Annotated in this window: 11 protein-coding genes; all 11 read right to left on the minus strand. The window is 43.8% G+C overall.

Features of this window, described 5'->3' with window-relative positions:
• Positions 1 to 42: 42 nt before the first annotated feature.
• On the minus strand, positions 43 to 516 hold the full coding sequence (locus B2746_RS07460) for a septal ring lytic transglycosylase RlpA family protein (protein ID WP_290792233.1): 474 nt from the start codon (positions 514 to 516) through the stop codon (positions 43 to 45).
• Positions 513 to 2,213, minus strand: coding sequence for a L,D-transpeptidase family protein (locus tag B2746_RS07465; RefSeq protein ID WP_290792234.1), 1,701 nt, complete (start codon positions 2,211 to 2,213; stop codon positions 513 to 515). Before B2746_RS07465 ends, B2746_RS07460 begins: the two co-directional genes overlap by 4 nt.
• A 34-nt stretch (positions 2,214 to 2,247) precedes the next feature.
• Positions 2,248 to 3,261, minus strand: a complete 1,014-nt coding sequence (locus B2746_RS07470) for a chorismate synthase (RefSeq protein ID WP_290792235.1) — start codon at positions 3,259 to 3,261, stop codon at positions 2,248 to 2,250.
• Positions 3,258 to 4,532, minus strand: a complete 1,275-nt coding sequence (gene aroA, locus B2746_RS07475) for a 3-phosphoshikimate 1-carboxyvinyltransferase (RefSeq protein ID WP_290792236.1) — start codon at positions 4,530 to 4,532, stop codon at positions 3,258 to 3,260. Before aroA ends, B2746_RS07470 begins: the two co-directional genes overlap by 4 nt.
• A 9-nt stretch (positions 4,533 to 4,541) precedes the next feature.
• The gene (aroB, locus tag B2746_RS07480) at positions 4,542 to 5,561 is read right to left on the minus strand and encodes a 3-dehydroquinate synthase (protein WP_290792237.1); all 1,020 of its coding nucleotides are present in this window, start codon (positions 5,559 to 5,561) and stop codon (positions 4,542 to 4,544) included.
• Positions 5,562 to 5,574: 13 nt separating this feature from the next.
• Positions 5,575 to 6,666 (minus strand): chorismate mutase, encoded by a 1,092-nt coding sequence (locus B2746_RS07485; RefSeq protein ID WP_290792238.1) that lies wholly within the window; start codon positions 6,664 to 6,666, stop codon positions 5,575 to 5,577.
• Between the two features lie 425 nt (positions 6,667 to 7,091).
• Positions 7,092 to 7,940 carry a prephenate dehydrogenase gene (locus tag B2746_RS07490; RefSeq protein ID WP_290792239.1) on the minus strand — a complete coding sequence of 283 codons (849 nt, stop codon included), beginning with the start codon at positions 7,938 to 7,940 and terminating at the stop codon, positions 7,092 to 7,094.
• A gap of 397 nt (positions 7,941 to 8,337) precedes the next feature.
• Positions 8,338 to 9,501 carry a pyridoxal phosphate-dependent aminotransferase gene (locus tag B2746_RS07495; RefSeq protein WP_290792240.1) on the minus strand — a complete coding sequence of 388 codons (1,164 nt, stop codon included), beginning with the start codon at positions 9,499 to 9,501 and terminating at the stop codon, positions 8,338 to 8,340.
• Positions 9,502 to 9,503: 2 nt separating this feature from the next.
• Positions 9,504 to 10,328 (minus strand): prephenate dehydratase, encoded by an 825-nt coding sequence (locus B2746_RS07500; protein WP_290792241.1) that lies wholly within the window; start codon positions 10,326 to 10,328, stop codon positions 9,504 to 9,506.
• A 222-nt stretch (positions 10,329 to 10,550) separates the two neighbouring features.
• Positions 10,551 to 11,114, minus strand: a complete 564-nt coding sequence (locus B2746_RS07505) for a hypothetical protein (protein WP_290792242.1) — start codon at positions 11,112 to 11,114, stop codon at positions 10,551 to 10,553.
• A 32-nt stretch (positions 11,115 to 11,146) separates the two neighbouring features.
• Positions 11,147 to 11,977 carry an N-acetylmuramic acid 6-phosphate etherase gene (gene murQ / locus B2746_RS07510; RefSeq protein WP_290792243.1) on the minus strand — a complete coding sequence of 277 codons (831 nt, stop codon included), beginning with the start codon at positions 11,975 to 11,977 and terminating at the stop codon, positions 11,147 to 11,149.
• Positions 11,978 to 12,001: the final 24 nt, after the last annotated feature.

Consider the following 12,001-nt stretch of genomic DNA (forward strand, 5'->3'; position numbering starts at 1 on the left):
TGTCCTAGTTAAACTTGGAAATTATTTATTATCAATAGAATCCTATTGCTCAGTCGGTTTCTTCTTTCCAAGCACTTCCACCTTCACTTTGGTGAGTCCTCTTTTGTAAAAACCCAGTTTTTTTGCAGCGCTGCCAGACAGATCCACGACCCTTTTATTCGCATAATGCAGTCGATCGTTGATTTTCACGATAACAGACCGTCCATTTCGCTGGTTGGTAACCTTAATCCAGGTACCAAAAGCCAGTCCATTGTGCGCAGCCGTTAGTTTGGTGGAATCGTATCGCTCACCGTTGGCTGTTTTTCGTCCCTGAAATTTGGGGGCATAATAACTTGCCACGCCATATTGAACGGGATCCAGATTTACAACCCGTTTCTTTTGTATTGGAGGTGCGGAAGCCAATTTGGCTGAATCAATTAAAACGGCTACCTGAGCACTGCTATCCTGGGCAAATACTTCGCCAGATTGCAAAAGACAGCAAATCCCGATGAGCAGGATAATGGTTTTTATAGTCATGGATTATCCGATTTGGAAGCATAATAACGCGCTTTCAGGCGTTTGTCTTCCTCATAAATATCGGCAAAAAACTGAATTTTCCCATCTTTGCCCTCTGCAGTGATGTATCGGATATAGATTGGAACACGGGGGAAATCACCGATTGTTTTCTTTTCCTGGCGACTGATCAGCGCCCTTATAGTATCGGGATGGTACCTGATTTCATTGTTGCGAACCAAAAAATGGGACAGTTTTTCCCATTGCTGAACCCGCACACAGCCATGGCTAAGCGCCCGGGTTTCTTTGGAAAAAAGGCTGCGGGCATTGGTATCGTGCAGGTACACACTGTACTTATTCCAGAAATTAAACTTCATTACACCCAGACTATTATCATCTCCCTGCCTCTGCCGAAGCAGATAAGGGAACTTATTTCTGGTCACAGTTTCCCAGTCAATCGTTTCGGGGGCTATTACACTATCGTATTTATCCACCACCATCAGATTTTCTTTAGCCAGGTAGTTGATATCCTTTCTGATCTTCGGCAACATTTCCTTGAAAATGATGCTATAAGGTACTGTCCACTGAGGATAAGTGATAAAATTAGTAATGGTACTGTTTAATACCGGAGTGGGTGTTTTGGGACTTCCGACAATAATTTTTGATTCCAGGGCTACCGTATCATAATCTACCACCTTTAATTTATAGGAAGGCAGATTGACCCAAACATAGGTTTCCGGAAGGGTATCGGGTAATTGCCGATAGCGGTCCAGGTTCAATGCAATGGTTTTAAAAAAATCCCAATCTGTCGTATTCAGGCTTTTCACCGTTAATTGCGCCACCACCCCGGTGGTAATAATCCCTTTGGAAGCCTGGTATTTTTTTACTGCTTTGGAATAGATTACAGAATCATCTCCAACCATCCAGCTGCTATCCAGCAACCTCATTGCTTTCAATTTTCCGGCCACCTGCGCCACAAATGCAAGTGAATCGGCAGCAGGAAAAGCAATGGTGTCAACCGGCTGAAAATTTGCATCAGCCAAAAAATGCGGCAGTGCTTTTTTGAGTTCCTGATATCCTGCATGTGTTGGCTCAAGTGCTGAAAGTATGATTTCCACCTGCCCGCTCTTGATGATGGATTGCAGCAGTTCCATCTGCCGATCTTCCGTTAATGCAGTGTCTTTTCGAATAGTAATGCTGTCCTTTTGGAGATGGCCGTATTTCAAATTCTGCGCCATTTTCCAGCAGGCATCTGTCAGCAATAAATCAGCTCTTGCCCAAAGTGCTGCATTTTTTCGACTAATGGAGTCCAGAATAATTTTATTCCGGATTTCAAGCAGGGAATGGTGATAATAATCAGAGGGAAATAATCCTTTTAGTTTAGATTGGCTAATGGCGAAAAACATACTGTCGCCAGCAGGTTTCCAATGATCGCCTTCGCTCCAAACCGGCTGAAAATTATTGGATTCGTAAAATCGTTGCAGGAGAAAAACTGCACTCAGTTGGGTACTGTCATTCAGGTAGCCATCCTTGTTAGTTAGGAAACTAAGCAGCTCGGATATCTGTCCGCTTACCACCATCGGCACTTCTTCGGTCTTATCTACCAGAACAACCTCTTTTGGTGTATCAGAGTCGCCACAAGCGGCAAATAAATTGAACAGAAGAACACAAAAAATGCCGCTAATCCACCGAAAACAAGCCTTGCTGTTATAATTTTTCATATTAACTATACTGCCCAATCCATAAATATAGGAATTATGGCAGGACCCGGGAAATTTGTCCGGCTTGCATCATCAGATCCGCCAATACCATGGCAGTAACTGCTTCCAATACAACCGGCACCCGCAGGGCAATGCAGAGATCGTGTCTTCCTTTTACTGAAAAGATTTCCTTTTCTCCGCTTTCCCAGTTTAGTGTTGTTTGCTCCTTTGGGGTGGATGAAGTTGGTTTAATGGCGATACGGAAAACCAGTTCATTCCCATTACTTATACCACCCACAATACCGCCCGCATGATTTGTAGTTGTTTTTCCAGTGCTGTTTTCAATGGCATCATTGTGTTCCACCCCAAACATTCGGGCAGCTGCAAATCCTGTTCCGAATTCAATACCCCGAACAGCGGGAATGGCAAATACGGCATGTGCCAGCAGTGATTCAATTGAATCAAAAAAAGGTTCTCCCAAACCAATAGGAAGTCCCTCTACTCTGCATTCAACAATACCACCGATTGAATCTTTTGCATCAATGGCTTTTTGTAATCCTTTTTCAAGGTCAGCTTCTCCACCTATTTCCAGGATGGTGGATTTAACCTTAATATCAGCATTCAGGCTGTTTGCATTCAACAGTTTTTTGGCAACCACACCAGCTGCTACAAGTCCTACTGTTAGGCGACCGCTAAAATGACCACCTCCGCGAAAATCTTCGAAACCACCAAATTTCTGGTGTGCTACAAAATCAGCGTGACCGGGACGAGGAACAGCACGTTGCTTTTCGTAATCTCCCGAACGGGTATTTTTGTTCTCGAATAAAATAGTAAGCGGGGCTCCGGTTGCCTTTCCATTAAAATGACCGGTTTGAAATATCGGAAGATCATCTTCCTTACGGGGCGTGGTTCCTTTTTGGGTGCCTCCTTTCCGACGCTCAATATCAACCAGGAAATCTTCCAGGGCAAGGGTTAATCCGGCTGGAACACCATCCAGAATTACACCAACTGCCGGTCCGTGTGATTCACCTACAATGGATACCCGAAAATTTCGTCCGAATGCGTTCATACAATTTCTTTTACGGTTGCTCCCAGGGAACGAATATGATCGTAAAAACCGGGATAGGATTTATTGATAGCTTCTGCTTTGTCGATGGTAGTGATACCACTTGCTTTTAATGCAGCAACGGCACAGGCCATGGCGATTCGATGATCGTGATGTGAATGAACGGAAGCACCGGTTAAACCGTTTCCTCCCTTAATCAACATCAGGTCGCCCTGCAATTCGATAACGAGTCCCATTTTTCCAAATTCTTCCTGCAGGGTTAGAGCGCGATTACTTTCTTTATGTGTGAGGCGTTCAACCCCTTCAATAACAGTAGTGCCCGTACAATAGGCTGCCAATGCAACGAGTGGAGGAAACAGATCCGGACAATCCGTAGCATCAAACTGGAAGGCATTCATTGGCATGGGTCGAACGATTATTTGTTCGGGTTCAATACTGATTCCTGCCCCGCAACTGATCAATGCCTGAAGAATGGCTTTATCAGCCTGGGTTGAAAACACATCCAGCCCTTTGACATTGATTTCTCCTGCAATTGCTCCTGCCACCAGCAGAAAGGCGGCACCACTCCAATCACCTTCCACTGTATACGTTCGGTTTCCCGTACCTGTTGAATGATTTCCCTTAAAATAAAAACTTTCATAGTTTCTGTTTTCAGGCACTTCCAAACCAAAATCTTCCATCACCTTGAGGGTAAGGTCAACATAAGGTTTGCTTTTCAGATTGGTAACTGTTACTGCAACATCCCTGGCACCTGCAGCTGCATAGGCCAATAAAATTCCGGTAAGGAATTGGGAACTGAGTGAACCATCAATAGTAATATTTTTTGGAACCAGCGGCCCCTTCACTACCAGCGGTAATTTTCCATCTTTCGATTGAACAGTCACTTCCAGTTGAGGAAGTACTTCATCAAAAAAATCCATTGGACGATTAACCAGACTGCCTTCTCCTGTAATGGTGATGGCTTCTTTGTTCAAGGCAACCAATGGTGTAAACATTCTAATTCCCAAACCACTTTCTCCACAATGTACCGTAGCAGAGCGGGCCTCAATACCCGAGGATTGAATGATTAGCTCATTTTCTGTTTCTTTCAAATCGGCACCCAGTGCTTTTATAACCCCCAATGCTGCTCTATCATCATTGGAATTACCAGGATTCCTGATTATGGAGATCCCTCCGGCTGCAATAGCGGCGGCACAGGCTCTTTGCATGGAACTTTTGGAAGCTGCTGCCCATATTTCGCCGGATATGGAAGAAGGTTCTACCGTTACTACCATCTTATTTCTTTAAATCTTTTCAATTAATTGTTTAACCTGCTGAAGCGGAAGTGTATGAATTACCCCCTTTCCTATTTTTTCAAGCAGGATATAATGCAGGCTGGACCGCTCTCTTTTTTTGTCGTGTTTGAGTACCTCAAACACTTTACTGCGGTCAAAATCTGCGTAAGTGGGTAATCCGTATTGGTCGATTAGATTTACCAAACGTTTTACCTGACGGAATCCCACTAATTCTTCCGACAAATGGGCTGCATAGGTCATTCCAATAGCAACGGACTGTCCATGTGAAAGTTCAAATTGGTTTTCGAGTGCATGTGCCAATGTATGACCGAAGTTCAGTAGTTTACGTTCTCCCTGTTCAGTTTCATCGCCCTGAACAACTTTTGTCTTCAATAAAGCGTTTCGACGAACCAGAGCAGCGATTTCAGTTTTCCTTTTCACATACCAACTGAGATCGTGTGAGCTGAGCTGTCTGAACATCGACGCATCTTTAATGGCCGCATGTTTGATAATTTCTGCAAACCCATTCTGCCATTCTGTTTCGGGAAGGGTTTGAAGCAAACTGGTATCAAAGAAAAGAAAAGAAGGTTGCCGGATACAGCCAACAATATTTTTATATACTTCCACATCAACCCCATTTTTACCACCGATGGATGCATCCACCATCGCCAGTAAACTGGTCGGAACAAAACCAGTGCGGATCCCCCGCATGTAAATGGAGCCAACATAGCCGGTAAGATCGGTGATAACACCACCACCCAACCCAACCAGGGTTGTTTTCCGGTCTGCTTCCATTTCGATCATGGTGTCGATAATGGTGTCGGCGGTTTGCTGAATTTTGAATTCTTCTCCTGCTTTTATTACGATCGTATTCCAGCCTTTCAGTTTTTGCTTAAAGGCTTCATAGATATTTTCGTCTGTTATGAGGATGGCGTGTTGTTTATCAACAACATTTTTCAGTCCGGATAAACTGGCACCGAAACAGTATTCGGTAACAGTTTGTCCGATCCGGATTTTTTTCTTTTCCATGCTGCTTTCCGGCTTAGCTGTTCATGATTTTATTCTGGTGGTTGATGGATTCCATATGTACCGCATCAAAATAACGGGTGATGAATTCCTTGCTCAATCCAAGTTTATCGCCTTTCAGGAAAGCGCGATCCAGAATTTCATTCCAGCGATTGGTTTGCAGAATGGTGATACTATTATTTTTCTTGTAGGTTCCGATTTGTTCGGCCACTTTCATCCGCTGACCCAGAATTTGCATGAGTTCATCATCGAGGTGATTGATTTGCTGACGCAATTTTTCCAGTGCAGCATGGTAGGCTTCTGAATCAACATCTTCTTTTCTCCAGGCGATACTGTTCAGCATTTCTGCCAGACGCTCAGGGGTAACCTGTTGTTTAGCATCACTCCAGGCGTTATCCGGATCGATATGGCTTTCGATAATCATACCATCGTAATCAAGATCCACTGCTTTCTGCATAACATCAAGCAGGATATCACGCCTGCCGCAGATATGGGATGGATCGTTAATCATCATCATTTCTGGGAAACGACGTTTCATTTCGATCGCCAGATGCCACATCGGTGCATTTCTGAATTCTGTATTTCCGTAAGAGGAGAAACCACGGTGAATCAATCCGATTTGACTGATCCCGGCTTTGGCTACCCGCTCAACAGCACCGAGCCATAATTCGAGATCGGGGTTGATCGGGTTTTTGATAAGAACCGGCACATCCACACCTTTTAGCGCATCAGCAACTTCCTGTACGCTGAAAGGGTTTACTGTTGTACGAGCACCTACCCAAAGCACATCCACATCAAAGTGCAGGGCATCTTCTACCTGTTTGGCAGTAGCAACTTCCACTGCAACCGGAATTCCGGTAAGTTTTTTCGCCTGTTGTAACCAGGGCAGACCTTTTGTACCAATACCTTCAAAAGAACCCGGACGTGTACGTGGTTTCCAGATACCGGCCCGCATAATATCAATTTTACCGGTTTGTGCCAATCGTTGTGCGGTTTGCAATACCTGTTCTTCGGTTTCCGCGCTACATGGACCCGCTATAATCAGCGGACGTTTCGCCCATGCTTCCTGTGTAATTTGTTTCATTGTTTTGTTGTCGGTTGCTTGCATAAAACTACGTTTAAATCAAAAGTTAAAAGTAAAAAGTAAAAAATCGGGCCGTTTTCAAACGCAATTACTCCGCCTGTATCGGCCACCCTATTCACCCACTAAATAAATTACCATCATTAAATCCACTCACCTTTCTCCGCTCCCCTTGCCCCATGCCTCCTTTTCCTCCATTCTCCATTTCATCCATACATCCGCGTTGATATATATTCATTATATCCTTTCAACGTTGGCCTTTTCTTCTTTTTCTCCTTCTCCTTCCTTCCTCCTTTTCCCATAACCAATTGGATACCCAAGTTTTGCTTCCTTTACGTCGAAAAAGCACCCTAACTTTTCCTACATTTTCGCCTTTCACCTTTCTCCTCTCACCTTTCTCCTCTCACCTTTCTCCTCTCACCTTTCTCCTCTCACTTTTCACTTTTCACTTTTCACTTTATTATCCTGCTGATCCTGTTCGCATTCTGAATCAGTTCTTCCAGATATTCATAATTCTCTTTTTCGAGGCAGGCTTTGAATTTGCGGAGCTGGGAGATATGTTCGTTCAAAACATCGAGTACGTTTTCGCGATTCTGCATGAAAATCGGCACCCACATGGAGGGATTTGATTTGGCCAGACGAACCGTACTTTCAAAACCTCCACTCGCCAATTCAAAAATTGCCTGATCTTCCCGTTCCTTTTCCAACACTGTATTAGCAAGTGCAAAAGAAGTAATATGTGATATATGACTTACATAGGCAGCATGCAAATCATGCGCATGGGCATCCATTTCGAGCAGATGCATGCCAATTTTATGGTAGGCCGATTTGACCCATTTTACTGCGTCTTCATCACTATCGGCCGAATTGCATAATACGACCGCTTTATTTTCAAATGCTTGTTTAATTGCGGCGCCTGGGCCGCTATACTCAGTACCCCACATCGGGTGTGTAGCAACATATCGTCCCCGATTGGGATGATTTTTAACTGCATCAATTAATTGTTCCTTAGTAGAACCGGCATCCAGCACTATCTGGTGCGTAATCCGATCCAATACCTTAGGAAGAAGGCTGGTCATTTTATCAACAGGTATACATAGAATGATAACATCCGATTGATCGATGGCCTGTTCCAATGACAAAACCTCATCAACAAGTCCTAATTCAACAGCTTTTTTTGCGTGCTCGGGATTGGCTTCCACTCCCACAATACCCGCAGCCATCCCCTTTTCATTCAGCTGCAAAGCCAGGGACCCGCCTATTAAACCAACACCAACTATTGCAATTCGTTTTCTTTCCATTCTTTGTGTTGCTTTTATTCTGCTTTAAAATTCTTCATTTCAAGATTTTATTACCGCTCTCAACTCCTCACTCCTAGTCCCATTTCCAGCCATTTACCTGCCTCCCCAGGCTTCCGCAGGAACATTCACCACCGGTTACTTATTACTACAGTTTCCGTTACCTTGGAAAAAAGACCCTTTTCCGCCAATTCAACTTTTGTTTCCCTTCTCTCCTTTTTTCCTTTTTACCTTTTTCTCCTTTGTTTCCTTTGTTTATTACCTGCTTCCGCAAGCGTCGGCAGTAATATTGGCAATCGGTTACCTTTGCATCAATATCCGAAACAGCGAACAAAATCCAACCCCTTCCTCCTTTTCCTCCACTTCCCACTTCTAACTTCTAACTTCTAACTTCTAACTTCTAACTTCTCACTTCCTCGATTCTCTGCTTCGCTTCCCTCAACTTTTCCTCCGGACTACAAAGACTTACACGAATAAACCCATTGCCGGCGGATCCGAAAATGCCACCAGGCGTTATGAAAACATTGGCACCATACAGGATCGCATCACTCATAGCGAAACCATCCTTGTATTCCGCCGGGATTTTTGCCCATACAAACATACCAGCCTGCCCTTTATTATAAGTTGCTTTTAATAAATCCAGCAATTCAAATACCAGTAAGCGCCGCCTGCTATACACTTCATTTACCGAAGCATACCAGTCCGCCCCCAATTGCAATGCTTTGGCCGCTGCCAGCTGGACTGGTAAAAACATACCACTATCCATATTACTTTTGAAACGGATTACTTCATCAATCCGCTCTTTTGCTCCAGCCAGCATGCCAACCCGCCATCCCGCCATATTCTGACTTTTACTAAGTGAATTCAACTCCACCACCACATCCATCGCACCGGGTATGGCCAGCAGACTTGAGGGGGTTTTATTCAGAATAAAACTATACGGATTATCATGACATATCAGTATCGAATGTTTCTTCGCAAACGCAATCAGGCGGGTATAAAATTTAGCTGAAGGTAATTGTCCCGTTGGCATATGCGGATAATTTACCCACATCAGTTTCACTTTTGATAAATCTGTTTTCTCCAGCGCATCCAGATCTGGCTCCCAGTTCAAAGCTTCTGCCAATTCATAGGAAACAGCTTCTCCGCCCGCCAGCTTAACCGCGCTGCTGTAGGTTGGATAACCCGGATTTGGAATCAGCGCCTGATCACCCGCATCAAGATAAGTCATACAAATATGCATGATCCCTTCCTTGCTTCCAATGAGTGGAAGGATATTGGTATCAGAGTTTAGAGTAACACCATACCAGGTACCGTACCAGTCTGCCATCGCCTTACGCAAGACCGGAGAACCTTTATAATTCTGATAGGCATGCACATTCGGTTTGGCAGCTTCTTCCTGAAGAGTTTTTATCACTTCGGGGTGTGGCGGCAAATCGGGACTTCCGATACCGAGGTTGATAATCGCTTTACCTTCCTTATTGAGGGTGTCAATTTCCCGAAGTTTTTGAGAGAAATAATATTCACCAATTCCATTAAGGCGACTCGCCGTACTAATCTTCATAATTACTTTCCGTTTTTATAAATCCCGTAAACCTGGAGACTCACCGTCAGTGGCTCAATCTCCCTCATTACATCCTGAAACTGTTCCAAACTGTCAAACTCCATATCGGCATGAAAACTATATTGCCAATCGCTGCCGGGGATGGGGAAACTCTGCAGTTTGCTGAGATTGATTCCACCATCCGCAATCCGTGTCAGCACTTTCGCCAGGCTTCCCCGTGAATGATCTGTATGAAAATTTACCGAGGCTTTATTTGCATCCACAATTTCCACAGCCAGATCCTTATGCTGAAGAATCAGGAAACGGGTATAATTGTTTCGCATGGTATGAATATTCGGTGCAAGCACTTCGAGTTCAAACAGATCTGCCGCCAGCTTGCTTGCTATGGCAGCTGCATGCTTGTGGTGCTTCTGGTGAATATATTTGGCACTTAAAGCGGTATCCTCTGTTTCTACCAGTTTCCAGTTGAATTTTTCAAGGTAATCCAGGCATTGCAAAATCGCCATTGGATGGGAATGAACCTCCCGGATATCTTCAAGTTGCACACCCGGATTTACCAATAAATTTTGCCTGATTTGAAGATAAACTTCACCTACAACCTGGAGGTTGCTTTTCTGCAGGAGATTATAATTCGGTAAAATACTTCCGGCAATGGAGTTTTCAATCGCCATAACGCCGCCTTCACTGTCTTTTTTGCTGGAAGCGATTTTAACCACTTCCCGGAAGGTGGCGCAGGGAATTACTTCAACCTGCTTGCCGAAAAACTGCTGCGCTGCCACCTGGTGGAAGCTGCCCTCATAACCCTGTATGGATACTCTTGTTGCCATAAAAAACAAGAGTCCCGGCTTTCTGCCGGGACTCTCTATGTTTAGTTTTAATGATCTTAATTTGTTGATCTAACACAAAGCATCGCCGGCCTTCTGCCTGTAAAAAAGTAGAAGTAAAAATAAAATCGGCCAAATGCATTTCCTGTGATCATGGAGTAAAAATATACAATGATTGAATACGAGAAAAAAAATTTTTCCTTACGAATGTTAGTTAAACACGGATTAGTCCAGTCGTTTAACCTGTTCATCGTCCATTTTGCGAAAGAGATGAAATGGCTTAAAGGTACGCCAGTTGGGCAGTTCAACCAGTTCTATATAGCGTTGTAATTTAGCTTTCCGAAAATCATACTGAGTTTGTTCCGGCATGTTAATTAATACCGCCCAGCCCTCTTCATCAATCATTTCTTCGTACCATTCTTCGTAATAATCCCGGTCGCCGGAATGATAGTTAAGAACATTCTCTGCAATAAAGATGAATTTGTGAATACCGGCAAGCTGGAATTTATCGATGACTTCCCGCTTGAGCTGCATGATATCGTTTTCAATGGCATCATTCCATTCGCCCAATAACTCGATAACAGCATAATGTTCATCATAATCCGCCAGAATCACCTTCAGGTACAGTGTTCGTGATCCAAATTCATCCCATTGCGGGTGGATATAAAAATTATAGATCGTTTGTGAATACTCAAATTCAGAATACACGCGCCCATAAAAAGGAGATTGCTCATCCTCTTCACTCACATAAATATGGCGCCAGTTATAAAATGGTTCAATTTCATGCACGCCGGCAATTTACAAAGTTCCGGATAAAAGAACTAAGAAGGACGCGAAACTGTCCAGGCATCCACCGCTTTTTTAACACTACCATATTTCAATAGCAATGTTCTTGCCTGTTCGTAATCATCCATTTTCAATTGCTGCATCACCATATTGGTACCGCGGTCAACCAATTTTTCATTGCTTAGTTGCATGTTGACCATCTTATTATCTTCTACTCTTCCGATCTGAATCATGACGGAAGTAGAAATCATATTCAATACCAATTTCTGCGCTGTACCACTTTTCATGCGGGTTGATCCTGTTACGAATTCTGGTCCCACTACCACTTCAATCGGAAAATCCGCTTCTTCGCTTACAGGAGAATTCGGATTACAGGAGATAGACCCGGTTATGATCCCGTTTTCGCGACATTTTTTCAATGCTCCTATTACGTAGGGTGTAGTACCACTAGCTGCGATTCCGACCACCACATCTTTTTCGTTAATAAAATGTCTGCTCAGGTCTTCCCATCCCTGCTGTAAACTGTCTTCTGCATTTTCAACTGCTTTCTGAATGGCTTCTTCGCCTCCCGCAATAAGCCCAATCACCAGTCCATAGGGCATACCATAAGTAGGCGGAATTTCACTGGCATCTAAAATCCCCAACCGGCCGCTTGTGCCTGCACCGAGGTAAAAAAGTCGTCCGCCTGCAAGCATATTATCAGTGATAGCTGTTACCAGTTTTTCAATCTGAGGGATCGCTTTCGCAACAGCAAGCGGCACTTCCTGGTCTTCCTTATTAATATTCAATAATATTTCAGCAACCTCCATTTGTTCGAGGTGACGATGTTTACTTTCCTGTTCAGTTACTTTAACGAATTCGGCCATATGGTAACGTTGAGCTTGAGGTTT

The organism is Flavihumibacter sp. UBA7668 (assembly GCF_002483205.1).
In the GTDB taxonomy this organism is placed as follows: Bacteria; Bacteroidota; Bacteroidia; order Chitinophagales; family Chitinophagaceae; genus Flavihumibacter.